This window comes from Gemmatimonas aurantiaca T-27 (assembly GCF_000010305.1).
Taxonomy (GTDB): Bacteria; Gemmatimonadota; Gemmatimonadetes; order Gemmatimonadales; family Gemmatimonadaceae; genus Gemmatimonas; species Gemmatimonas aurantiaca.
Map to the genome: position 1 here is coordinate 4,473,600 of NC_012489.1, position 25,636 is coordinate 4,499,235.

A 25,636-nucleotide genomic window follows, 5' to 3' on the forward strand; every position below is an offset into this window, starting at 1 on the left:
CCATGGCGAAGTGTCGGCCCCCTTCACCGTGGAGTCATAGATGCCGTTCACCATCGCTCGTTCCGTGCGTCGCGCCGTCGCGTCGCCTGTTGTCTTCGCCGCTGCTATGGCAACTATTGCCACAGCGAGTCTCGCCACGTCTGCCACTGCGCAGGGTACGCGGTTCGGGACGCTGGCCGGCCCGGCACTCACCTCCATCACCGATCTCGACAAGTCCGCCGATGTCGGCATGGACGTGCTCACCAGCAAGAGCCGCATCGGTCTGCAGGGTGGCCTCTTCGCCACCATTCCCGTGAAGGGCGCGCTGTCGCTGCAGCCCGAAGTGCACTACTCGCAGAAGGGCGGGAAGCTCGAGACGAACATGGAAATGCCGGAAGAACTCGATGGCACGGACGGCCTCACGATGGGATTTCGTCTGGCCTATGTGGAGATCCCGGTGCTGGCGCGGATCGACCTCGGCAACCGCAACAGTTGGCATCCGTTCGTGACCTTTGGTCCGTCGTTTTCCATGCGGGCCTCATGCAAGGTGAGTCTCGAGGTGGGCGGAGCCGGATCGATGAGCACCGGCTGTGACGAGGGTGACCTGGGCGAAGAAGGCGAGGCGGCATCCCGTGATCCGTTCTCCAAGACCGATATCAGCGGAATCGCCGGCGCCGGCTTGACGGGATCGCTGCTGGGCCGCTCCGTATTTGTGCAGGCGCGATACAGCCAGGGCTTCTCCTCGATTGCCAAGGAGTCGACGGCCAACGTATCGCCAAAGAACCGGGGCTTTTCAGTGGTGTTCGGCCTCGGGTTCTAATTGCCCCCTCTGGCCACACCCATGCCAATCCCCCGTCCAGCCAGCACCGAATTTGCCCCTTGGGCGCAGACGTATATCGATTCAACTGATTCGATACTGTCTTCTGAAGGATACGATAATGTCGCTACATTACTGGAGCGACAGCCTCAGAAATTGCGGGAACTGCTGACCGGGGCACCGGCCGATATCGGTGGGTTTGCCTATGCTCCCGACAAATGGACGTTGGGCGAATCCCTGCTGCACGTGGCCGACACGGAGCGAGTCTTTGCCTACCGCTTGCTCCGCGTCGCCCGCGCGGACACCACGCCACTCCCCGGTTTCGACCAGGATGCCTGGGTGCCGGAAAGCCGATCCGCGCGGCGACCGCTCGACAGCATTCTGGCGGAACTGGAGTCGGTGCGGGCCGCCACGCTGGCGCTCGTGCATTCACTCGATGCCACGGCGCTGACGCGGGTGGGGGTCGCTTCCAACCATGCGGTCTCGGCCACCGCGCTCATCTGGATGATCACCGGCCATATGGCGCACCATCACGGGATCACTCGCGACCGGTATCTGGCCGCGCGCTGACCAGAGCGCGCGGCAATCCGGGGGCCGTTTCCGAAGCGGACCTTGGCTAGATTTGGGGGCTGCGGCGCGTCGGGATTCGATGGCGAATCTCGCGCGCCCACCCCGAATCGGCCCCACTGTGGGGCCTTTGCCTGATCCCTCCGGAGCGCTTTCGTGTCCGCGTCACCCTCTGCGTCTTCTGCTGGTTTGTCCGTTCCTGCCGCATCGCCCGAGACCGTGCGTCTGGCGATCGACACCGTCCGCACACTGGCCATGGACGCTGTCCAGGCGGCCGAGTCCGGGCACCCCGGCACACCGATGGCGCTGGCGCCGTTGGCGTATGCGCTCTATGCAAAACATCTGCGGCACGATCCGGCCGCACCGGATTGGGCTGACCGTGACCGCTTTGTCTTGTCAGTGGGTCACGCATCGATGCTGCTGTACGGCACGCTGCACCTGGCCGGCTACGATCTCTCGCTCGAAGAGATCAAGCACTTCCGTCAGTGGGACAGCCTGACGCCGGGACACCCCGAAGTGCACCACACCAAGGGTGTGGAAACCACCACCGGTCCGCTCGGACAGGGTGTGGCCAATGCCGTTGGATTTGCCGTCGCGGAAGCACATCTCGCGGCCACGTTCAATCGTGAAGGCCATGCGATCGTCGATCACTACACGTACTTCATCGCCGGCGATGGCTGCCTCATGGAAGGCATCTCGCACGAAGCGGCGAGCTTCGCGGGCCACATGCAGCTCGGCAAGCTGATCGGCTTTTTCGATGACAACGGCATCACGATCGATGGCAGCACGTCACTGACCTGCAGTGATGATGCCGCCAAGCGCTTCGAATCGTATGGCTGGCAGGTGCTGCACATCGCCGACGTGAACGATCTTGCGGCCATCGATGCGGCGATCGCGGAAGCGAAGGCCGACACGCAGCGTCCGTCGATGATCATCACGAAGACGCACATCGGTTTTGGTTCACCGAATCGTCAGGACACCGCCAAGGCTCACGGCGAACCGCTCGGCAAGGACGAAATCACGCTCACCAAGCAGGCGTACGCCTGGCCGGGCACCGAGCCGTTTTTTGTGCCCGATGCCGCGCTCGCACATTGGCGTGAAGCCGCTGCTGCGCGTGGCGCCACACATGCCGACTGGAAGCAGACGTGGAGCGCGTATGAAGCCGCGCACCCGGAACTGGCCACCGAACTCTCGCGTCGTCTCGAGGGCAAGCTGCCCGCATCACTCGATGCGGCGTTCCCCACCTTCGACGCGAAGAGCGGCAATGTGGCCAGCCGCGCGGCGAGTGGTGTGGTGGTGAATGCCATCGCGCCGGTGCTGCCGGAGCTCATCGGCGGCAGCGCCGACCTGTCGGGTTCCAACCTCACGACCGTGAAGGGTGCGCCGCTGTTCTCGGGCGCGAATCCGGCCGGCCGCAATTTCCCGTTCGGCATTCGCGAGCACGCGATGGGCGCGATCATGAACGGTATGGGCCTGCACGGCGGTGTCATTCCGTACGGCGGTACGTTCCTCGTGTTCAGCGACTACATGCGTCCGGCCATTCGCCTGGCCGCGCTGATGGGTGTGCAGGCCATCTACGTGTTCACGCATGATTCGATCGGTCTGGGCGAAGACGGCCCGACGCACCAGCCGGTTGAGCATCTCGCCGCGTTGCGCTGCATTCCGAATCTGCTCGTGCTGCGCCCGGCCGATGCCGACGAAGTGAACGAAGCCTGGCGCACCGCGTTGCATCATCGCAGCGGCCCGTCGGCCATCGTGCTCACGCGTCAGAAGCTGTCGTACTTCGGCGAACCGGCGCGCGCCAGGACCGGTGTGCCGCAGGGTGCATATGTGGTGGCCGATGCCGCCGGTCGCGCACCGAACGTGGTGCTGCTGGCCAGTGGTTCCGAAGTGGAGATCGCCATTGCCGCGCGCGAGAAGCTGTCGGGCGAAGGCATTCATGCACGCGTGGTGAGCTGTGCCAGCCTCGAGCTGTTCGCGCAGCAGCCGGTGGAGTACCGCAATCATGTGCTGCCGGCCGGTGTGCCGCGCGTGGCCGTGGAAGCCGCGCATCCGATGCCGTGGTATCGCTGGGTCGGTGATACCGGTGCCATTGTCGGTATCGAGCGCTTCGGCGCCAGCGCACCGTATCAGGTGCTGTACGAGAAGTTTGGCATCACGGTCGACAACGTGGTGCGTACGGCCAAGTCGGTGCTCTCCTAACAACACGACGTGTAACACACGACGCACAACACGCTCAATGCAAAGCGGGCCCGGGAGATTGTCCCGGGCCCGCTTTGTCATTCACCTCTCAGGCCGTTACTCGCAGCCGGAGACTGCCGTTACGGGCATCGCGCCAAGCCTGTCGCCGGGCAACGCTCCGGATCACGTGCCGGTGCGCTGGACTGACCACCGGGGCCGCCAAAGGTGTAGAGCGGAAGACGCAGCGTCTGCAGCTCACGGCCCGGAATCGGCAGTTGCACCGGTGTGTTCTCTGGCAACGTCTGCCAGCCACGGGCATCGAGGAATGCGATGACACCGTTCACACCCATGCCTTCGATGCCCTTCTCGTAACGCAGAGCATCCCACAGGCTGCCGCAGCCACCGGCTTCCTTGCGCGGTACGCAGCCGGGTTCATTCGGCGGCCCATCGAGCGTGACCGGCGGCAACTGGCCGTTGGCCACACGCGACTTGTTGATGAGCGGCACAGCTTCTGCAGCACGACCCAGTCGGATGAGCGCCTCGGCCTTGAGCAGATCCATCTCTGCCACTGTCATCGCGACCTGCGGGCCGGTCTGCCACGTCACATTGGTACCGGCACGCAGGAAGTAGTAGTGCGACCAGCGATAGCTACCACGGTCGGCGGCAAAGATGTTGTTCAAGTTGTAGCCGGCATACTTGCCCGGCGTGGCCGGTCCCCCCGCGCCCTGAATGCGGCGGTCCTTCGTGCGCATCTGGAACGGCTGACGCGCATCGTTGGCCGTCGCCACCCAGTTCCTCCAGCCATCCGAGGAGTCGGCGGGGCCGATGAGCCAGTAGCTCGGGCGACCGAAGTCGGACGGACGGCCCGCGGTGCGAAGACGTGCCACCAGGCGCTTCCAGTCATCCCACAGGATGTCCGGCTGGGCCGTCGGCGTGTAGTCCGCGATGATGCCAGCGTCCACGCGACGGATCACTTCCGCCCAGTTCACCGCTGCGCGCTCCGCACGCGAGCGCGCGTTGTACACCAGAATGCGTGCCGCATACGAGTTGGCGAAGCGCACGAACTGGTCCTTGGTCATCGCCTGGAACAGCCACGACTCCACCGGGAACGTCATGGTGGGATTCGCGTTGGCGATCGCAATGGCAGAATCGAGCTGCTTGATGGCAAACGGCGCGATGTCCTTGTACTCGGTGAACTGCGGCGTCGTCATCGTATCGAGCTGGGTGAACTCGTCGATGATGGGCCCCTTGTCGAAATAAAAGGCCACGTGACCGTACGACAGGCCCTGCATCAGCTTGCCCATCGCCTTGGCACGCGCGGTGCGCGTCGCGTTCTCGATCACCAGTCCGTTGTTCACGGCGCTGACCACGTCGTTCACCGATGAGATCGTGCGATAGAGCTGGTACCACGGCTGTTCGTTGACCAGTCGGCGCACATTCACCGGGCTGTTGTTCCAGCCGATGCGTGGCTCCGCCGACATTTCGAGCTGACCGAAGTCGGCAAATCCCGACGTGATTTCGCGGGCCATCGTGCTGAACGCCCATGCCGGATAGTCGTCATGGCCAGCCACCGGCCACCACGTACGGAACGACGAGGCCACAAAGGTCTCGGTGGTGAGCGCCTGTGCGGTGGCACGGGCGGCATCAGGCCGATTCGGGTTCACCACATCGAGGTCCTGACAGGACGCTGCGATGAGGGTAAGACCGATTGGCAGTGCGAACTTCTTGAGTGCTGTCATGTGAATGGCTCGTCGGTCAGAAGATGATCTCGACGCTGCCCGTCACCGTGCGATAGCGCGGATAGGCAAAGCTGTCCAGACGATTGAGCACCGATCCGACTTCGGGATCGTAGCCCTTGTACTTGGTGAACGTGAGCATGTTGCGGCCGATGAGCGACAACGACGCCTGGCTGGCGCCGAGGCGCGCGAGGGCGCCGCTGAAGCTGCTCGGCAGGCGATACTTGAGGGAGAGTTCACGAAGCTTCACGTAGCTCGCGTCTTCCACGAAGTAGTCCGTCGGGCTGTTGGCGGCATACAGCGCCACGTAGTAGTCCGTCGGCTTCTTGAGCTCCTCCGGCTTGCCGGCCTGATCGACATCCGCGTGCCGGCCCCACTGATACATGCGCTGGCGCGTCTGGTTGTACACGTCGCCGCCCACCTGCGCGTCCCACAGCATGAACACCTGCAGGTTGCGCCAGCCGATCGTGTTGGAGATACCGAAGCGGAAGTCGGGGTTACCATCACCCATGCGCTTCACCGCAGCGCTGCCGGTGGAATCGACGGCGGTGATGGGCTGACCCCAGCGATAGACGCCGGATCCGATCGTCACCGCGTCCGATGCCCACTTGCCGCTGGTGTAGCTGTTGCCGTTGCCGACGTAGACCAGCAGCCCTTCGTCGTTCACCTGGAATTCGTTCGCACGAGCCTGCGCCGCGGCCGGCAGTTCGCTCGCGTCCTTGATGAAGCGGAAGCCATACATATTGCCGAGCGTTTCGTTGCCGCAACGGAATCCAATCGTTCCCGTGGTGAAGCAGGGGAGATTGAAGTCGGTGATCTTGTTGCGGTTGCGGTCGGCCACGAGGCCGGCACGCCATGTGAAGTTCGGCTTGCGCACGAGCTGCGCCTCAAGCGTGCCTTCCCACGAATTGCCTTCCACCGTGCCCGCGTTCCGCCACTGGTTCGCGTATCCGAAGTAACCGGCCAGCGGTACCAGCAGGAGCTGATCGGTGGTCTTCTGCCGCGCCCGCGAGATCTGCAGCGAGTAGCGGTTCTTGAAGATGGCATCGAAACCGAATTCCGTTTCCTTCGAATATTCCGGCTTGAGGAAGCGGTTACCGAGGTTCGCCTTCACCAGACCGCCACCTTCGGTGAAGTTGTAGGTCTCGTACTGATCGGAGAAGTCAGGACGTCCGCCCGCGGTACCCTGCGAAGCGCGGATCTTGAAGTCGCTGATGAAGCCCTTGAACGGGAACCACGACTCTTCCGACATGCGATACGCCGCGCTGGCGCGGTAGTACCAGTTTTCCTGCTCTTCCGGGCCGAACAGCGAGCTGCCGTCGAGACGGGCCAGACCGTCGATGATCAGCTTGCCACGATAGTCGGTGGCCGCGCTGACAAAGAACGAATTGGTCTTGATGGTTTCGCTGTTGGACGACACGAAACGCACGGTGGCGTTGTTGAGCGCGTTCACACCGGGCGTGGCGAAGATCTCACCGCTGGCGTTGACCGTGTTGTTGGTCTCGCGCTCCATCAGGCCGCGCACCGTGGAGCGCAGCGTGAAGTCGCCGACCTTCTTGAGCAGGTTGGCCGACAGCGACGCGTTGAGCGCGTTGGTGATGCCGTTGAAACGCGAGATTGCGCCGGGGCCGCCATTGGCATAGCCCTCGGTCTTCACACCCTGGTCGAGGAAGAAGTTGTTGTCACGGTCCGAGCGATCGAAGCTCAGGTTGCCGTCCACCGTGAGCCAGGAGCGCGGGGTATACCGGCCCTCGAGGCTGCCCTGGAGGCGAGCACGGTTGCGATTGTTCTTCTCGGTGGAAAGCACATACAGCGGGTTCTCTTCACGGCCTTCGAAGTCGGGCTGGAAGATGTACTTCGTGCCGTCCGGGTCGGGCTGACGCAGGTCGACGTCGGGCGCCTGGTTGATCAGATCGAAGAACACGTCGCCGTACAGATTCTGACGCGTGGACTTGCTGTAGTACGAGCTGACACCGAACTGCAGATCGCTGCGCGGACGGTGATCGAGATTGAAACGGAAGTCGTTCTGGTCGTAGCGGCCGCTGTTGAGCACCACACCGTCTTCGCGCTGGTTCACGTAGGCGAAGAACCAGTTCGTCTTGCCACCGTTCTGCGCAATGTTGAGCGAGTTGCGCATGAAGTTGCCCGGATCGAAGAACCGGTCGACCTGGTCATACGCCGTACCCGGCGCGTACGGACGATCCTGGAATCGCACAGGCAATGGTACACGCTGCTCACGCGGCACGAGCTGGCCGGCGGCATTGGTGTAGTTGCCGTTTGCGTCGGAGTAGTAGTAGTGGTTCTGAGCCCAATCCACCTTCCGCGCCAGCGAGTTCGAACCCCACTCGGAACGCACCGTGAACTTGGTGGTGCCTTCCGCGAGGCTGTTACCACGACGCGTGCGGATCTGAATGACGCCGGCCGAGGCGCGCGAGCCGTACAAGGACGCCGCTGCGGCACCCTTGACCACTTCGACGCTCTCGATGTCCATCGACTGGAGGTCGGCGCTGGCCGCATCGAACGATGCCGACTGGATGACACCGTCCACCACCACCAGCGGTGAGTTGCTCTTGCTGATGGACGTCGGCGTACGGAGCTGAATGTTCGTGCCGCTACCGGCCTGGCCGGTGGGCACCACACTCACGCCGGCGATCTTGCCCTGAATCGTTTCCAGGGCGTTGGTGGCCGGCACGGGGGCGTCTTCTGCCGAGACGCGACCAACGGAGAACGGCACGCGTGTGCCGCTGGTCGGATCGACCACGCCGGTGGTGACCACGGCCTGGAGGTTCAGCGCCGCCGCATTCATCGTGAGGTCCAGCGTGAGCTGCTCTGTCCCCACCGTGATTCCCGAGCGAACCAGTCGTCGATACCCCAATCGGATGGCTTCAAGGCCATAGCTGCCCGCAGGCACATTCACAAAGGTGTATCGTCCATCAGCATTGGTGCGGGCTTCGAGACGCGTGGTGCCACGCGCCAGGAAGAGCTGCACCGACTGCAGGGGTTGTCCGGTAGCGGAATCAGAGACCGTACCGACAACGCGGCCGGCCGCTCCTTGCGCTGACAACGGCGCTGTGGTGCCACACAAGGCACCGAACAGCAACGCCGTCAGCACACGGGCCACGGCAGATCGAGAGACCATCAGTCCTCCAGGAGGCGGAATAAGGTGACGCTGTGTTCACCCCCGGTACGCCGCACGATCGGGAGCCGTTGACCGCGGCGTCATGGCGTCCGGCGGTCGGGCGGGAGTGAACGGCTAACCTATCCTGCACACGGGAGGAGGGAAAGCACACGAGGCGAGAAGAAGGCCGCGTGCACCGAAGCGGCGCGCACAGTGACGCCGCATGCGCCTGGGTTGTTGTCGCCGTGCCCCTGTTTCACTCCTGGCCTGCGCGATGACGTCGGTGCCGTGCTACCGCTTACGCAACGCCCGGCCGGCCAGCGCGCGGGTCAGCGATCCGTCGCGCACCGCCGCCTTTCCATTCACGAACACGAACCGCATGCCGGTGGCCAGTTTCGTGGGCTCCGTGTACGTGGCTTCGTCGCGAATGGTACGTGGATCGAACACGATCACATCGGCATACGCGCCTGGACGCAATGCCCCACGATCCGTGAGTCCATAGGTGCGTGCCACCTGACCCGATGATGCTTCCACCATGCGCGCCATCGTGATCACCGGCTTGTCGAGCACATAGCGGCGGATCTTGCGCGGAAATGTGCCGTACAGACGCGGGTGACCACTGGATCCGTCGGAGCTGGTCATCACGAAGGGATCACGCATGAACGTCTCGATATCGGATTCCGTCATGTTGAATGACGCCACACCCATGTCGAGCCCACGTTCAATGAGACCAAGCGCCGCATCCACCGCCGAACGCCCACTGCTGCGCGACACGTCACGCAGCGTCTTGCCGATGTACGGTGCCGAACCAACACCTCCGTTGATCAGCAGCAGTGTGCTGTCCCCACCACGGCGACGCAGGTTCTCTTCCATCTCCGTGAGAATGCGCGTCCGTGTGGCGCCATCGTTCGTGCGGGCAAGCAGAGAGTCACGTCCACCGGCTTGCACCCAGCGTGGCAACAGCGCCGCACTGAGGCCGGTGCCACTGGCCGTCCACGGGTACTGATCAGCCACCACCACACAACCGCGCTTGCGTGCCGCACCCATGATCGACAGCACGCTGTCGGCCTTGCCCCACACATCCACACCCAGTGCCTTGATGTGGCCGATGTTGGTGGTGAGTCCCGATTCGCAGCCGATGCGAATGGATTCCTGCACGGATGCAAACAGCCCGATGGTGTACGAGCTCTCGTCGCGCTGGTGCGTATCGTACACACCACCGAATGGTCGCGCCGCAGAGACCACAGCCAGCACTTCATCGGTGGTGGAATACGATTGTGGCGCATAAAAAAGACCGGAGCCCACCCCATAGGCCCCCTCTTCCATGCCTTTCACGATGAGCGCACGCATCGCGGTCACCTGTGCCGGTGTGGCCGGTGCCGATGACGCCCCCAGTACACGCCCCCGCACGGTGCCAAAACCCACGAGGGCATACGTGTTGGTGCCCAACCCGGCGCGCTCGGCAGAATCGAGCGCGATGCGCACATCGATGGGACCTCGACCATCGGCACCCAACACCACGGTGGTGACACCCTGCATGAGCGATGAAGCATTCTGCCGCGCCGTGGCATTGAGCCGAGGCAATCCTTCGTACGCGTGGGTGTGCGGATCGATGAATCCCGGTGCGACGATCAATCCTCGCGCATCGATGCGTTCCCGCGCGACGACCCCTCGAGGTACGGCGCCCACAAATCGGATGCGATCACCGCGCAGGCCAATGGCGGCTGTGCGTGCCGGCGCGCCGGTGCCGTCGTACACCTGACCGCCCGTGATGAGCACATCGACAGTGTCGGCCGTCTCCTGAGCCTGTGCCGCGCCGGCGAGGCAGAACAATCCGGCAAGACCCGTGCAACACGTGAAGAAGGCGCGGGCGAACAGGGAAACACGAGGCGAGATCATGAGGTGGGAATTGTGAAATCGTTCAGTAGTCGTTCAGCAATCGTTCAGTACTCGATGTGTGCAATGAGCGACCATCGTCATGACATGCCACGTCGCGTGAAGACCAGTGCTGCCGCCGCGAGATCTTCGAGGGCATGGCCCACGGACTTGAACATCGTGATCTGTTCGGCGTGCTGCCGGCCCGGATGCACGCCCTGCAAGACCTCGCGCAAGTCGGCCTGTAGATGATCGCGGCCAATCGTGCCATTGGCGAGAGGCTGGAGTACATCACCGGCTTCCCGCAGCGCTGCGTCGTAGTCATCCACCACGAGCACCGAGCGACGCACCGCCTCGTCGTCCACTTCGCGCATGGCTGGGGTAAACGCCCCCACGAGATCGACATGTGTGCCGGGTTGCAGCCATGCCCCCTGCACCACCGGCTCGGTGGCCGTGGTGGCACAACTGATGATCTGCGCGGCACGGCAGCCCTGCTCGAGCGAATCGATGACCTGTACTGTACGGGCGATATCGGGCGTCTCGCGCTGCCATTCGCTCCGCACGGTCTCGGCGAGCGCGTCGGCTCGATCCGGTCGTCGCCCCCAGATCAGCACCCGTCGGAGAGAGGGTCGCAGTGCCACATGGGCACGTGCCATCCAGGCGGCGAGGCGGCCGGTACCCACGACGAGCAAGGTGTCGGCTTCCGCCGGCGCCAACGCACGCGCGGCCACCGCCGACGTGGCCGCCGTACGGCGTACGGTGAGCGCCTCCCCATCGAGTAGCAGGCGTGGCGCACCCGTGAGCCGGTCGAGCAGGAGATAGCTGGCGTCCACGGTGTGCCCACCATGCCGGGGTGCGTCGGGCAGCACGGTCACCAGCTTGATGCCGATGTGCTCCGTATTCCAGGCCGGCATCAGTAACAGGATGTCACTGGTTGACCCGGTCGCCCCCGGTGCCACCAGCGGATGCGCGTGCCTCGTGGGAACCGCCGGTGGTGCGCGGAATGCGTCGCTCAGCGCCGTGGCCAAAAGCTCCCAATCGAGCAGGGCGTGGATCTGGTCAGCGGTGCACTGCGGCAGCAGCTTCCGGTCGGCAGAGGATTCGAGAGACATAGGCAGCAATTCTACATCCGCATCGACGTGAGGAGACGGGATGGAGCGTGTGGTTATTGTGGGTGGCGGCGTGATGGGCTCAGCGGTGGCCTGGTTTTTGGCTCACGACCATGGAATACGCGCCACGGTGCTGGAACGCGACGCGTCCTACACCTGGGCATCAAGCGCCCGCTCAGCCTGCGCCATCCGGCAGCAGTTTTCCACCGCCATCAATATCCGCGTCTCGCAATCGAGTCTCGCCTTCTATCGCGCCATCGGTGAGGCCCTGAAGGTTGGCGATGACCGACCGTCCATTGGTCTGGTGGAGCCGGGCTACTTGTATCTCGCGGCTACCGGCGATGGGGCGCTGCTCTTGCGTGAGCAACACGCGCTCCAGGCATCACACGATGTACACACGGCACTGCTCGACGCGCCGGCGCTTTCTGCCCGCTTCCCCTGGCTGCACACCGACGACGTCACACTCGGCTCGCTGGGTCTCTCCACGGCCACCAGCGGTGAAGGTTGGTTCGATGGCTATGCGGCCATGCAGGCATTCCGCCTGGCGGCCATCGCGGCGGGTGCGGAATTCGTAGAAGCGGAAGCAGACCAGTTCGAACGACGTGATGACGGGCATGGAGCTCATGTGCAGGCGGTGCGCTGCACCGATGGTCGCGTCTTCCCTGCCGATGCTGTGGTGATTGCGACGGGTGCGTGGTCGGGCCATGTGACCACTCGACTCGGGGCGCCATTGCCGGTGTTTGCCCGCAAGCGCGATGTGTTCGCCGTCGAAGCGGACATCGCGCTGCCTGACGCGCCACTGCTCATCGACCCGTCAGGCGTGTGGTTCCGTCCCGAGCAAGAGCACGGGCGCTTTCTCTGCGGTGCGCCGCCACGCATCGACGACAACGATGTGCCACTCGATCGAGTGGATCATGCGTTGTTCGAAGAGTTCATCTGGCCCGCTCTCGCGCATCGGGTGCCGGCGTTCGATGCGCTGCGTGTCACGGCGTCGTGGGCTGGCTACTACGAGATGAACGACTTCGACCACAACGGACTGGTGGGACGCATGCCGTCATTCGACAACGTGTACGCGGCGTGTGGATTCTCCGGTCACGGACTGCAGCAAGCACCGGCGGTCGGGCAAGGGCTCGCGGAACTGATCGCGACGGGGGCCTATCGATCCATCGATCTGGCACCATTCGGGATCGAGCGCATTGCTGAAGGACGGCCGTTGCTCGAACGCAATGTCATTTGATGCGTTGGTACGAGAACAGCAACTGCTTTGCCACGGATGACACGGAAACGCGCGGAAACTACACGGATACTGCGTGGTGCGCCGCTGTTCACTACAAACATCATCTGTCACTCAGCGAAGATGTTTGAATTGAAAGCGGTTCGATCCGTGTAGTTTCCGCGCGTTTCCGCGTCATCGGTGGCAAAGAAGTTCAGTGCAGTTCCCGCTGTTCGTATTTGAGCTTCGCGATCAGGCCCGGCGACGACGCGCCGCCAGCCCGACGGCTGCCAGACCAACCACCAGGAGCGTCACGGTCGACGGCTCCGGCACCACACTCGCGCGCGCGGATGCTGCATACAGACCGTCGCCGAAGATCTGCGCGGTATATCCGGCTCCATTCGGTCCACCCAGCGACAGGCTGTTGCCGTTGTTGGAATAGAGCTGCGAGACCCCGCCGAAAAGCCCGGCACCATAGGGTGCGGCGGACGACCAGGTGGAGGTGTTGTGAACACCACCGATGCCGTTGTATGAGGCGGCGGCCTGGATGCCAAAATGGCCAAGGAACGTGTTGAACGCCGCCGCCTCGTTGGCCGAGGACATGACACCAGTCCCCAGATTCACGAACACACTGCCACCGCCCAGGACATAGCTCTGTAGATCGGCCTGCAGTTGGGCATTGCTGCTTGCTGCGATCGTGCTCGCGTCGACAAAGACGGCGCTGTATCCGGTGAACACCGCCAGACTGGCGCCGGAATTGTTGTTGGTCGTGGAAAAGGTGTAACCGCCAGTGCTCAGGTCATTGCCAATGGCGGACGTTGGAAACCCGAAATTGCCGCTGGCGATCAGCACCGAACCGGAGGTGCCGCCCGTGAGCCATGAGGCCAGGTTGCGGGTGAACTGCGTCACGTTCCCCGCACCCGCCTGCGAGATGCCCGACTGGTCGAGTGTCCATTCGTCGTTGTTGACGAAAACGCGACCTTGCGCTTCGGCTGAGGAAAACGACGACACCAACAGCGTGAGGACGGCAGCACTGCGGAGGAACGTCGATCGGATCATGGAGGTGTCCAGAAGGTGGGCGGTCGCGAGCAAGCGGTGTGACGTGCTTACCGCAAGATGAGCGCCACCTAATCAGTGACCAACTGCACATTCGTCACCTTGATTTTGCGCGTTTTCGGGCGCCTTCCGGGGTGATCGTGGCGCCGATGTCGCATCGGTGCGGAATGGCCGCTACAGTCCGGTCCGGCCTTTGCGGGTAACGCCCAGCGTTACGGCCATGCCGAGCAGCGCGAGTGCCCCAAGCGCGAGAAAGGCGCCGGTCGTGCCGCCGGTCGCCGCTCGCACGCGGCCAATCAGATCGGGGCCAAAATGTCCGCCAAGATTGCCGATGCTGTTGATCCAGGCGATGCCGGCCGCCGCAGCAGAGCGCTGCAGGAATGAGGTGGGCAATGACCAGAAAGTCGCGAAGAAGGCCAGCACACCACTGGCCACCAGCGCGAGTCCGATGAGCGACGGAATGACGGCGTGTCCGACCAGCGACAAGGTGGCGTGACCAGCCGCCGTGACGGCCAGCGCTCCAGCCACGTGCCAGCGACGCTCACCAGTACGATCGGAATTCTGCCCGGCCCACACCATTGCCAGACCGGCCACGCCCCACGGGATCATCGACAGCAGGCCAACACGCAGGTACGCCGTGCGATCGATGCCCAGCTCCTGGATGAGTGTCGGCATCCAGAAGTTCACACCGTACAACGACACCGTGCCGGCGAAGTACACAAACGCCAGCGCCCACACGCGCCGATCTGTCATCGCCGCCTTCACGGTGGCTGGACCATGCCCACCGCTCATCTGTTCACGGCCCGCTGCCTGCGTTTGGGACGTGCGCGCTTCCTGATCCGCTGCCAGTCGACGTTCCACGACATCACAGTCGTGCGCTGACAACCAGCTCGCCTGTCGTGGACCATCGGGCAACCAACGCAGCACCGCCACGCCCATGAACACCGACGGAATGCCTTCCAGTACAAACAACCAGCGCCAGCCACTCCATGCACCCGAGCCATCGAACACGTCCATGATCAGCCCGGACAACGGCCCACCGATCACGTTCGCAAACGCAATCGCCGTCATGAACCACGCCACTGTGCGCGCACGTCGGGCGGCGGGAAACCAGTACGTGAGGTAGAGAATGATGCCCGGGAAAAACCCGGCTTCCGCAATGCCCAGCAGCAGGCGCAGGGCGTAGAACCCGAACACATCCGGCGCCACGCCGAACATGGCCGGCAAGGGTCCCCACGGAATGCGATCGACAAACGCGAACAGACTGGAGATGATGCCCCAACTGATCATGATGCGCGCAATCCACCGCCGTGCCCCCACCCGTTCCAGCAGCAAGTTGCTCGGCACTTCGAACAGGAAGTAGCCGAGGAAGAAGATACCGGCACCGAAACCATAGATCGCATCCGACCATTGCAACTCGGCCGCCATCTGCAACTTGGCGAAGCCGACGTTCACCCGGTCGAGATAGGCGACGATGTAACAGAGGAACAGCAGCGGAAGCAGCCGTCGCGCGATGCGCGAGAACATCGCATCATCGTCGTACTGCACGGTGGGGCGGTTGGACATCATGCGTCGAAGATACGCCCGGGGCCGACACATCGCCCGCTCGCGAGTGACCCCCTACTATTCAGCTATGGCCAAGCCTCCCGTCGCCCGCACAGCACGCAACGTCACCAAGTCGCTCAAGACCCAGGTCTCGACGCTCGGCACCACCATGGGTGCGTTCTGGATCACCTTCGTGGTGAACGGCATGCTCGGCGGCGCACTCAATCAGTTCGGCATCGTGCCACGCACGGTGAGTGGTCTGCGCGGCATTCTGTTCGGACCATTCCTGCACGGCAACCTGCAGCACCTGGTGGCCAATACCATCCCCTTCCTCGCCCTCGGCTGGATGGTGATGCTGCGCGACGCACGTCACTTCCTGCCGGTGACACTCTTCTCGATGCTGGGGGCCGGTCTGTTCGCCTGGACACTCGGTGCACCCGGTTCGGTGCACATCGGTGCGAGTGGCGTGATCTTCGGCTATCTGGGCTTTCTGCTGCTGGCCGGTGTGTATTCCCGCAGCGTGGCGAGCATCCTGCTCAGCCTCGTGACGGCGGCCTTGTGGGGCGGACTCGTGCTCGGCATCGCACCGGGCCAGGCGGGGATAAGCTGGCAGGCCCACCTCGGCGGATTCATCGGCGGCATCCTGGCGGCGCGGGCGTTTCGGAAAGCGCGCTGAGCGCATTGTCGGGTACACCAGAAGTCTCAGCCGCTGCGCCGTCTCCCGATGGCATCCACCACCAGATCAGCGATGGCCTTTGTATAGCGAACGGTAGCGCGATCGGGCACTTCGGTAGTGCCAACGCGGTCGCAATAGATGCAGCCCACGATCTTGCCCAGCACGATCAGCGGAAACACGCCGAACTGCGTGAGTCCCATGGATTGCACCCAACGCACTTCGAGCGTGGTCAGTGAGCGATCGGCGGGCAGATACACCGCCTGTCGTTGCTGCGTGAGTGATACGATCGGCCCACCGCGCACCGAGACGGCAAAATCGAACTGCGCGATGAGTGTTTCCACGCCTTCGCCCAGTCCGGTCCGCGCAATGAGACGCTGCCGATCGGGCGTGAAGAGACAGGCCAACGTGCGATCATACGGGCCACCGCGCATCACGGCTTCGAGTGCCTGCAACAGCACTTCACCCACTCCGGCGCCCGAGGCCACGTCCACCTTCTCTTCGAGTTCCTGACGTAGACGCACACGCAGGGCACCAGCGTCCACGTGGCCCGTGTCGGTGGGAGTGTCTTCGTCGCGCGCCGTGACGCTTTCTCCCAACGCACCACGTGCCGCCGTGGTGAGTTGACGGAACCGCATCCGATCAGTGGCGATCTGCGGATTCACGAACAGCTCCCGCGTTTCTTCCAACGCATCGGTGACAATGCCACCGATCTGCTCGCGCGTGAGCTTCACCTTGGCGCCGTGCTGCTCGATGACGGCGTCCACCGCGAGCGGGATGTCAGTGACATCTGCATCGAGCCGGTACAGGGCGTGCGTGAGATCGTGACTGAACGACGTAATGGCCGCGCCCACCGACGCGGATGCCGCCGCCCGGGCCCGGATGCCCTGTACCACGGTGTCCGGCATGCCCCAATGCCGCGAGACTTCCACACCGAGATCGGCAAACGGGAATCCCAGCACGAGACGCGTTGCCGCCGTTTCACTGCGCGTCCCGTCGGCCATCAGCGCACGGATGCGCGCATAGTCCTCCGGGAAATGCCCTGCGACCAGCACCTCACCCAGGTTGCGGAACATGCCACACAGATGCGCTTCCTCGGGGTCTTGCTGCAAACGGGCCGCTGCTGCACGGGCATGATTGGCCGTGAGCAACGACAGCAGCATGAGCTCCTTCAGCTCGGGCGACTTGCGTGCGTAGTTCTCGAACAACAGCAGGCTGCTGGCGAGCTGGCGTACGGTACGCGCCCCCAGCATCATCATGGCGTGGGTGGCGCTCTGGATGGGGCGGGCACCGCGCCGGTAGTGCACGCTGTTGGCGGTGCGGACCACCGACAGGGTGAGGCTGTACTCACGCAGCACGACATTGGCGAGTCGCTGCAGCGAGTGGGCATCGTCATCGAGCGCTGACAGCGTGTCGATGATCTGCTTGGACAGTGCCGGAAAGTCCGAGCCTTCGAGAATACGCGCCAGGCGTTGCCTGACGGGCATCGGATCATTCGCGGTATCGGCGGGGTCGTGCGGAGACATCATGGATAGTATCGGTAGGTGCACACGGTATTATCCATGGACTGGTGCCGCAACTGCACGGCCGGTGGAGCCGTCGTTCTTTCGATGGCCCTACGTTCCTCCCACTCCTCCCGTTCCGCTCCCATGCCTCGCTCCACTGCCTTCAGCCCGCGCGGCCCCCAGGCCATCGGCCCCTACTCCCACGCCACGTGGGCGGGTGACCTGCTGTACTGCTCCGGCCAGACCCCGATCGACCCGGCCACGGGGAAGCTCATCGACGGTGACGTCGGTGCGCAGACCAATCGGGTATTCGACAACCTGCAAGCCGTGGTGGAAGACGCCGGCCTGACGATGGACGATGTGGTCAAGTGCAATGTGTACCTCACCGACATGGCCAACTTTGCGGCCATGAATGCGGTGTACGGCACGCGTTTCACGGCGCCATTCCCGTCGCGCACGACGGTGGCCGTAGCGGGGTTGCCGCTGGGTGCGGCAGTCGAGATCGAGCTGATCGCGAAGAAGGGATAAGGCTGGACAGCAGGAAAACAGAACCACGACGTCAAAGAGGAGGGGGAACGGGGAAGAGTTGGGAGCGTTGCGCTCCCCGCCTTCCGGTTCCCCTCCCTCCTGACGTGGCGGTTTACTTTCGCGCCTCTGCAGCCATTGCCACGCCAGCACTGGCCAACACCGCACTCATGCGCTGCGCACGGGCCGTGAAGCCCTCGGCCTCGCGTATCGCCACCTGAAGCGCTTCACGGGCTGCCCGCGATTGACCGCGCAACGCCTCGCTCGGCACTTCCCACACCGCCAGCACATTTGTCTTGGTCGTGGCGACGCGACCCAGGACATTGATCTCATTAGCTGCGGCCGCCGCAGCACCACCGCCACCCGGACCACCAGCGGCCGGTGCTCCCACGCCGAACTTCGCGCGCAGGGCATCAAAATCGCGGCGGAACGCCGTGAATTGTGTTTTCACACTGTCCGGCGCCGTCGGCAGGGAATCGAGCTTTGTCGCGGCACGATTCACCTCGCCCATGAGCGCGGTCAGTGTTGCCACCGTAGGCATCGCATTCTGCTGCGCCCCATGCAGCTCCATGGCTGCGGCATCGTACGCCGTGCGCTGATCGGCCGTGAGCTGAACCTGCGGGTCCATCACCAGTGTGAGTGGCTTGCTGTCCACTTCCTTGCCGTCCACGAGCAGCGCGACCGTGTAACGCCCCGGCTTGACCATCGGACCGACCAAGGTGGCGGCGCCTGGACGCGGTGCGGCGCCGGCGCAGGGATTCTCCGCGTCATAGCCGATGGCCGGTAGCGGCTCCGGATACCCCGGAATCGGACGACGCGGCGGCGTGGTGTTGGCTGGACCACCCGGGCCACCGGCGGGCGGTGTCGTGTTTCCATCACGCACGGGCTCCACCCGCTGATCCCAGCACACCGACTGAATGCCCACCGCATTGCGATTGGTCGGCACCACGAGTTCACGCACCACCGCGCCCTTCGCGTCGCTGATACGCAACACGGGGTTGGTCACCGGACGACGGAAATGCATTTGCAACACCGCCTCCGTGGGCGGGTTCTCGCCGGTGAAGAACTGGTGACCCCAGAACTCGTCATTGCGATCGTCCTTGCTCTTCCACTGCAGCGTGATGCCCGGAGTGAACAGTGCAGCCTCCTTCTGCTGGGCCGCCGCATACTCCTGAATGGGCTCGAGATGATCCAGCACCCACAACGCGCGACCATGAGTCGCCACCAGCAACGCATTGTCGCGCGGATGAATGGTCAATTCGTCCACTCGCACGGTGGGCATGTTGCCACGCAGGCGTCGCCAGGTGAGCCCACGGTCGATCGACAGGAAGATGCCGGTCTCCGTGCCCACATACAGCACATCGGGATTCCGTGTGTCTTCGGTGAGCGTACGCACCACTTCGCCGGCCAGCGTAGCCGCCAAGGTGCGGAACGTGACACCGTAGTCGGTGCTCACCCAGATGTACGGCTGGTAGTCGTTCTGTCGATGATTGTCGACGGTGACGTACACGGTTGCCGCATCGAAGCGACTGGGCACCACCTCCGACACGAACGCATGTCCTGTGGGAAATCCAGGCAGGCTGTACGTGATGTTCTGCCAAGTCTTGCCATCGTCACGCGTGACACTCACCGTGCCATCGTCCGTGCCGGCGTAGAACACACCACGCTGCTTCGGCGACTCGGCCAGCGCCACAATCGACGGCCACTGCGAAATGCCATCGTTGCGGGCGATGGTGATATCGCGTCCGCGCTGCCCCATGGTGGTGATGGTGTCGCGTGACGCGTTCTGCGTGAGATCGGGGCTGATGGCTTCCCACGAATCACCACGATTGCGGCTGCGGAACACCTTGTTGGCGGCAGCGAGCAAGGTGCCCGGATCGTGTGGCGAGAACATCAGTGGCGTATCCCAGTGAAAGCGATAGGCCTCGCGTGGTGTCGCATTGCTCACATTGAGCGCGGTTGGACGAATGGACCGCGACTCGCCGGTGATCTTGTTGCGGCGGATGATGTTGCCATCCTGCGACTCGGTGTAGATGATGCGCGAATCGCGTTGATCGGGGATGGCCACGAAGCCGTCACCGCCGAGGATCTGGAACCAGTCGTGATTGAAGATGCCGCGATTGTGCCGCGACGCGCTGGGTCCGCACCAGTTGTAGTTGTCCTGCATGCCGCCGCAGATGTTGTACGGCCACTCCATATCGAAGCTCACATGGTAGAACAGTCCCACCGGCAAATTGGGAATGAACTGCCACGTCTTCGCGAGATCGTACGACACCGCCAGCCCACCGTCATTGCCGGTCAGCACGTGATCCGGGTTCTTCGGGTTGACCCAGATCGCATGGATGTCGTCATGCGTGACGAGCGCGGCATCGGTTTCGAACGTCTTGCCGCCATCGAGCGAGAGATGCAACCCCACGCCGCCCATGTACACACGATCCGGGTTGGTGGGATCCACACGGATCTGACTGAAGTACATCGGCCGAGCGTTCGCACTGCTCGTTTTGGTCCACGTCACGCCACCATCATCGCTGCGATAAGTGCCGGTGACCGATGCCGTTGGTGGTGTGGGCGCCGCAGGTACGCCTTCGGCACCCGCAGGACGACCCGGTGCCGAGGGGCCTTCAACGGTGGCATACACCACACGTGGTGAGGAACGCGCCACGTCCATGGAGATGCGGCCGAGGGTGCCGGCGGGGAATCCGCCTCCGGTCACCTTGGTCCACGATTCACCGCCGTTGACACTCTTGTACATCGCACTGCCGGTCCCGCCGCCATTCATGCAGCAGGCCGTGCGTCGACGCTGATACAGACTGGCATACAACACATTCGGATCGTCGGGCTGCATCGCGATGTCATTGGCGCCGGTGTCGTCATCGCCGGCGAGCACACGCGTCCAACTCTTGCCACCGTCGATGGTCTTGTACACACCACGATCACCGCCCGGACCAAACAGCGGACCGGTGGCGGCCACCCACACGATGTCTTCATTGCGCGGGTGAATGAGGATGCGATTGATGTGCTTCGAATTGGGCAGCCCCATCAACGCGAACGTGCGGCCGCCGTTCGTGCTCTTGTAGATACCACCGCCCCACGACGTACTCTGGCGATTGTTGGACTCGCCGGCCCCGACCCACACCAGGTCGGCGTTGCGCTGCGAAACCTCCACATCGCCGATGGCGATGAGTCCTTCGGTCTGAAATTGTGGCGTGAATGTGGTGCCGTTGTTGACGGTCTTCCACACGCCGCCGTGCGCCGTGCCGACGTAGTAGACCGCCGGATTGGCCTCGTACACGGCGACATCGGAAATGCGGCCGGACATGGTGGCCGGCCCGATCGAGCGAAAGTGCAGTTTGTCGAACGCATTGCCGGCAGCCGGACTTGCCGCCGGGGTCGGAGAAGGCGCCTGAGCGTGCAGACTGTCGGCACGCACGAAATGCATCGGGAGCTGCACGGGCTCGAGAGCGAGCGCGGTCAGCGCCAGCGGAACGCCCCAAAGGGCACGCTGGCGAAGCGGAGTGAACATGGGCGGGATTCGAAGCAGAGGTGGGACCTCACGCACAATGCCCCGGCCACACCCGGTTGCCGAGACACTGACGCCACAGCTAACGTGGCGAGGAACCACCCCACCGTCCATTCCACGACCGACCCGCTTCCGGCCTGCTCATGCACATCGAACACGATGCCGACGCTTTTCGCCTGCGCGTGCCTGTTTCGGCGTCCCCGCACGACGCCTGGCTGCTGCTCACCTCGCCCAAGGGCATCGCCAAGTGGTGGGGGCCACGGGTGTCACTCGACACGCAGCCCGGTGGAGCGCTCCAGGAGGTCTGGCAGGACGGCGACCGCGAAGTGACCACCTCCGGCACCGTCACACAGCACGAGCCCGATCAGGTCATCGAATTCACCTGGGCCGATCACGACTGGGACGCCAGCACGACCGTGCGCTGGTCGTGCGAACCCACGACCGAGGGCGTGGTGCTGCATCTCGAGCACCGGGGGTGGCACGCATTGCCGGCCGATCGTCGCGAAGTACTCCGTCAGGCCCATGTGGACGGCTGGTCAAAGCACCTCACCCGGTTTGCGGCACTGCACACGCTCACACGCGCCTATCCGGCCAACCAGATCACGGTGGAATGGCGCGAGGGACGCTGTGCGCACAGTGGCAACTGCGTGCGGGCGCTAGGCGTGGTGTTCAACCCGAAGCTCAAGCCGTGGATCAATACCTCGACCGCCAGCGACGACGAAATTCGCGCGGCGGTGGCCAAGTGTCCGAGCGGGGCACTCGCAATCGCGGAGTAGCAGCAGCACCGGGTCGCCACAACACGACCCGGTCGTCTCACCGCATGAAATGACAGCTATATCCGCCAGGATTCTTCACGAGATAGTCCTGGTGGTACCCCTCGGCGCTCCACCACTTCGCCTCGGGCACAATCTCGGTCACGATGGGCTTTGACCAGAGACCGCTCTGCTGCACCTGCGCCTTCACACGCTCGGCGGTCTCGCGCTGCGCGTCGCTCGTGTAGAAAATCGCGCTACGGTACTGCGTGCCGATGTCACCGCCCTGCCGGTTGAGCGTGGTCGGGTCGTGCATGCGGAAGAACCAGTTTTCCAGCAGTGACTCGTAGCTCAGCACCGTCGGGTCGAAGACCACGCGGATGCTCTCCGCGTGGCCACTCTTGCTGTCATGGGTGTCGTGATACGTGGGATTTTCCAGCCATCCGCCGGTATAGCCCACGTCGGTGTCGAGCACACCGGGAATGTCGCGCAGCAGCGCTTCCATGCCCCAGAAACATCCACCGGCAATGATCGCCACTTCCTGCGGCTGCGCGCCGTTGGCATCAGCCATGGGTTCCGCCGGAGGCCGCATCGTTGAAAAGCGACACATACTCGCCGTACCCTTCTCCTTCGAGATCGGCCACCGGAATGAATCGCAGCGACGCGGAGTTGATGCAGTACCGCATGCCGCCCTCAGTGCGCGGACCGTCCGGGAAGACGTGGCCCAGGTGGGAGTCCCCGTGTTTGGAACGCACTTCCACGCGGCGCATGCCGTACGCGTTGTCGGCATGCTCGGTGACGTTGGGCGCGACGGGCCGCGTGAAGCTGGGCCAGCCGGTACCCGAATCGAATTTGTGAATCGATGCGAACAGCGGCTCGCCGCTCACCACGTCGACATACAGCCCGTCTTCGTGGTTGTCCCAGTAGGCGTTGCGGAATGGTGGTTCGGTACCGCACTGCTGCGTGACCGTGAACTGCTCGGGCGTCAGAGTGCGGGCGAGTTCTTCCGCCGTCGGCTTGGTGTAGCCGCTGGTATCGCTGTTGGTGCTGCTGTTGGTCTTGCCGTTGGTGTCCATAGTCCTTCTTGTAGCCGGAAAGGTCAGCGACAGTTCCCGTTGATCGACGGACCGATGTATTTCGAGACCTCGAAGACAAACGGCTCGGTGCCTTCCATGTCGGCCGGGCGGGGCACCAGACGCGCCTGCACCTCCACCTGCTGGCCGCTGCCCGCGGGCAACTTGGCCGCGGTGTAGGCTTTCTCCAGCACCTTGTAGTCGCCCTTCATCATCACGGGGATCGTCTTGCCGGAATTGCATTCCCGCAGGGTGGGCGCGTCGGCCCAGTACACAAACGAGCCAACGTAGACCGCCGATTCGCTGATCGGATCCATCCCGTCAGCGCGGCGCAGGCTCATGGGCATCGGGCTGTCGATGGGCTGTCCGGCCTGATCGAGCATACGCAGGCTATCGCCCGGCATCAGGGCCCAGCGTCCCACCACGCCCGTGTCACCTTCGAGCGTCAGCGTTTTGCCGTCGAACTGGTATCGGCCCATGCGCACGAACGGCGTCTTGCTCTTGCCGTCATACGTTTCGCGCAGGCGATACAGGCTGTCCGGCCATACGGTCAGCGTGGTGATGAGGCCGGAACAATCAGCGCATGGCAGTGTCCCGTTATAGGTAGCCGGCGCGATGGACGCGATCGTGATCGCCGGGCCGGCCTTGGCAGCCGTCGAGTCGGCACCCTGTTCGGCGGTGTCGCCGCCACACGCGGCCAGCAAGGCTGCCGCCAGCGCCACTACGGGCGCCACCACCGTCTTCTTGATCATCTGTCTAGCTTTCCCGTTGTGAAGACTTTCTCGTGAACACCCAGGTGCAGACGCTGCGATTCGACAACCGCTTCGTCGACGAGCTCCCCGGGGATCCTGACCCGAGGAACCAGCGGCGACAAGTGCTGGGGGCCGCCTGGAGTGCGGTCCAACCCACGCCCGTGACGGCGCCGCAACTGCTGGCGGTAGCCCCCGACGTGGCCGCCATGCTCGGCTTTTCCCCGGAGCAGACCGCCTCGCCCGAGTTCGCGGCGGTGTTTGGCGGCAATGCGCTGCTCGAGGGCATGCGCCCGTGGGCCGCCTGCTATGGGGGGCATCAGTTTGGCCAGTGGGCCGGCCAGTTGGGTGACGGCCGCGCCATTTCGCTTGGCGAGCTGGTGACCACCGCCGGTGACCGCTGGGAGCTGCAACTCAAGGGCGCCGGCCCCACGCCGTATTCGCGCACCGCGGACGGACGTGCCGTGTTGCGCTCGTCCATCCGCGAGTTCCTGTGCAGCGAAGCGATGCATCATCTGGGGGTGCCCACAACCCGGGCGCTGTCGCTCGTGACCACCGGCGATCCGGTCGTACGCGACGTGTTGTACAACGGCAATCCAGCCCCCGAGCCGGGCGCCGTGGTGTGCCGCGTGGCCCCGTCGTTCGTGCGCTTTGGCAACTTCGAGATCTTCACGGCCCGACACGATCTCACCACACTCGCTCAGTTGGTCGACTTCACCATCGCGCGGGACTTTCCGCATATCGACGGCGATGTGGACGCCCGTCGTGCGGCCTGGTTCCGCGAGGTGTGCGAACGCACCGCGCATCTCATGGTGCACTGGATGCGCGTGGGCTTTGTGCATGGTGTGATGAACACCGACAACATGTCGATCCTCGGCCTGACCATCGACTACGGTCCTTACGGTTGGCTCGACAACTTCGATCCGCAGTGGACCCCCAACACCACCGACGCACAGGGGCGCCGCTATCGCTATGCGCAGCAGCCGGCGGTGGCGCAGTGGAATCTCATGCGCCTCGCCGATGCGATCGCACCGCTCTTTCGCGATGTCACGCCGTTGCAGGCCGGGCTCGATCACTACGGGGATGTCTTTCTCGTGGCGCACGAAGCCATGCAGGCCGCGAAGTTCGGCTTCGTGCGGCAGGGTCCCGACGAAGACGCGCTGATCACCGAAGCTTTTGCGCTGATGGAGCGTGTCGACATCGACTTCACGCGGTTTTTCCGCGCGCTGGGCGATGCCCCGGCAGCGCTGGGTGATGCCTCGGCCGTGACCGTACTGGGTGATGTCTTCTACGATGCCACGCTGCGCGACACGCACGCCGATGCGTTGACGGCGTGGTTGCGTCGATGGCATGTCGCCGTGGGACGACAGCGTCCCGATGCTGCCACACGCCGCACCGCGATGCACGCGGTCAATCCGTGGTTCGTGTTGCGCAACTATGTCGCGCAGCAAGCGATCGATGCGGCCACCGCCGGAGATCCGTCGCAGGTGCGGCTGTTGCTCGAGGTGTTGCGCCGCCCATACGACGAACAGCCCGAACACGCCGCGTTGGTGGCTCGGCGGCCGGAATGGGCGCGCCACAAGGTGGGTTGCTCGATGTTGTCCTGCAGCTCCTGAAGCCCGCTCCGGCGGCGATGGCCGAGG

19 protein-coding genes are annotated in these 25,636 nt (G+C 63.9%); 8 read left to right on the top strand and 11 right to left on the bottom strand.

Features of this window, described 5'->3' with window-relative positions:
• The first annotated feature begins 40 nt into the window (after positions 1–40).
• The 3 genes from GAU_RS19400 (at position 41) to tkt (ending at position 3,565) form a co-directional block, all read left to right on the top strand.
• Complete coding sequence (locus GAU_RS19400) at positions 41–799, top strand: porin family protein (RefSeq protein ID WP_015895613.1); 759 nt, start codon at positions 41–43, stop codon at positions 797–799.
• 21 nt (positions 800–820) lie between these two features.
• Positions 821–1,366: a DinB family protein gene (locus tag GAU_RS19405; protein WP_015895614.1), complete on the top strand. Its 546-nt coding sequence runs from the start codon at positions 821–823 to the stop codon at positions 1,364–1,366.
• Positions 1,367–1,552: 186 nt separating this feature from the next.
• Positions 1,553–3,565 (top strand): transketolase, encoded by a 2,013-nt coding sequence (gene tkt / locus GAU_RS19410; RefSeq protein WP_015895615.1) that lies wholly within the window; start codon positions 1,553–1,555, stop codon positions 3,563–3,565.
• A 119-nt stretch (positions 3,566–3,684) separates the two neighbouring features.
• Here tkt and GAU_RS19415 read toward each other — a convergent pair whose 3' ends face one another.
• The 4 genes from GAU_RS19415 to GAU_RS19430 form a co-directional block, all read right to left on the bottom strand.
• Positions 3,685–5,283, bottom strand: coding sequence for a SusD/RagB family nutrient-binding outer membrane lipoprotein (locus tag GAU_RS19415; protein WP_015895616.1), 1,599 nt, complete (start codon positions 5,281–5,283; stop codon positions 3,685–3,687).
• 16 nt (positions 5,284–5,299) lie between these two features.
• Positions 5,300–8,419, bottom strand: a complete 3,120-nt coding sequence (locus GAU_RS19420) for a SusC/RagA family TonB-linked outer membrane protein (RefSeq protein WP_015895617.1) — start codon at positions 8,417–8,419, stop codon at positions 5,300–5,302.
• Between the two features lie 270 nt (positions 8,420–8,689).
• Positions 8,690–10,297, bottom strand: coding sequence for an N-acyl-D-amino-acid deacylase family protein (locus GAU_RS19425; protein WP_052574559.1), 1,608 nt, complete (start codon positions 10,295–10,297; stop codon positions 8,690–8,692).
• A 77-nt stretch (positions 10,298–10,374) separates the two neighbouring features.
• Entirely contained in the window at positions 10,375–11,385 is a 1,011-nt protein-coding gene (locus tag GAU_RS19430; RefSeq protein ID WP_015895619.1) for an ornithine cyclodeaminase family protein, read from the bottom strand.
• A 40-nt stretch (positions 11,386–11,425) separates the two neighbouring features.
• On the opposite strand from GAU_RS19430, the gene GAU_RS19435 reads away from it, so the two are divergent.
• Complete coding sequence (locus GAU_RS19435; protein ID WP_015895620.1) at positions 11,426–12,619, top strand: NAD(P)/FAD-dependent oxidoreductase; 1,194 nt, start codon at positions 11,426–11,428, stop codon at positions 12,617–12,619.
• A gap of 228 nt (positions 12,620–12,847) precedes the next feature.
• Here GAU_RS19435 and GAU_RS19440 read toward each other — a convergent pair whose 3' ends face one another.
• Both GAU_RS19440 and GAU_RS19445 read right to left on the bottom strand, forming a co-directional pair.
• A complete protein-coding gene (locus GAU_RS19440) occupies positions 12,848–13,654 on the bottom strand; it encodes a PEP-CTERM sorting domain-containing protein (protein WP_015895621.1) in 807 nt (268 codons plus the stop codon).
• A gap of 171 nt (positions 13,655–13,825) precedes the next feature.
• Complete coding sequence (locus GAU_RS19445) at positions 13,826–15,220, bottom strand: MFS transporter (protein WP_070105012.1); 1,395 nt, start codon at positions 15,218–15,220, stop codon at positions 13,826–13,828.
• 64 nt (positions 15,221–15,284) lie between these two features.
• Between GAU_RS19445 and GAU_RS19450 the strand changes: the two genes are divergently transcribed.
• Positions 15,285–15,872, top strand: coding sequence for a rhomboid family intramembrane serine protease (locus GAU_RS19450; protein ID WP_015895623.1), 588 nt, complete (start codon positions 15,285–15,287; stop codon positions 15,870–15,872).
• A gap of 26 nt (positions 15,873–15,898) precedes the next feature.
• Here GAU_RS19450 and GAU_RS19455 read toward each other — a convergent pair whose 3' ends face one another.
• The gene (locus GAU_RS19455) at positions 15,899–17,398 is read right to left on the bottom strand and encodes an HDOD domain-containing protein (protein WP_083765797.1); all 1,500 of its coding nucleotides are present in this window, start codon (positions 17,396–17,398) and stop codon (positions 15,899–15,901) included.
• A gap of 120 nt (positions 17,399–17,518) precedes the next feature.
• Between GAU_RS19455 and GAU_RS19460 the strand changes: the two genes are divergently transcribed.
• The gene (locus tag GAU_RS19460; RefSeq protein WP_015895625.1) at positions 17,519–17,902 is read left to right on the top strand and encodes a RidA family protein; all 384 of its coding nucleotides are present in this window, start codon (positions 17,519–17,521) and stop codon (positions 17,900–17,902) included.
• Positions 17,903–18,014: 112 nt separating this feature from the next.
• On the opposite strand, the gene GAU_RS21505 is transcribed toward GAU_RS19460, so the two are convergent.
• Positions 18,015–21,422, bottom strand: a complete 3,408-nt coding sequence (locus tag GAU_RS21505) for a WD40/YVTN/BNR-like repeat-containing protein (RefSeq protein WP_052574560.1) — start codon at positions 21,420–21,422, stop codon at positions 18,015–18,017.
• 140 nt (positions 21,423–21,562) lie between these two features.
• On the opposite strand from GAU_RS21505, the gene GAU_RS22050 reads away from it, so the two are divergent.
• Complete coding sequence (locus tag GAU_RS22050; protein ID WP_015895627.1) at positions 21,563–22,195, top strand: (4Fe-4S)-binding protein; 633 nt, start codon at positions 21,563–21,565, stop codon at positions 22,193–22,195.
• 37 nt (positions 22,196–22,232) lie between these two features.
• Here GAU_RS22050 and msrA read toward each other — a convergent pair whose 3' ends face one another.
• From msrA to GAU_RS19485, 3 genes are read right to left on the bottom strand one after another with little or no spacing between them, the layout of a single operon-like run.
• A complete protein-coding gene (msrA, locus tag GAU_RS19475) occupies positions 22,233–22,742 on the bottom strand; it encodes a peptide-methionine (S)-S-oxide reductase MsrA (protein WP_015895628.1) in 510 nt (169 codons plus the stop codon).
• Positions 22,735–23,247: a peptide-methionine (R)-S-oxide reductase MsrB gene (gene msrB, locus GAU_RS19480; RefSeq protein WP_015895629.1), complete on the bottom strand. Its 513-nt coding sequence runs from the start codon at positions 23,245–23,247 to the stop codon at positions 22,735–22,737. Before msrB ends, msrA begins: the two co-directional genes overlap by 8 nt.
• 23 nt (positions 23,248–23,270) lie before the next feature.
• The gene (locus GAU_RS19485; RefSeq protein WP_015895630.1) at positions 23,271–23,996 is read right to left on the bottom strand and encodes a copper resistance protein NlpE N-terminal domain-containing protein; all 726 of its coding nucleotides are present in this window, start codon (positions 23,994–23,996) and stop codon (positions 23,271–23,273) included.
• 44 nt (positions 23,997–24,040) lie between these two features.
• Between GAU_RS19485 and GAU_RS19490 the strand changes: the two genes are divergently transcribed.
• Positions 24,041–25,609: a protein adenylyltransferase SelO gene (locus GAU_RS19490; RefSeq protein WP_015895631.1), complete on the top strand. Its 1,569-nt coding sequence runs from the start codon at positions 24,041–24,043 to the stop codon at positions 25,607–25,609.
• The last annotated feature ends 27 nt before the right edge of the window (positions 25,610–25,636 follow it).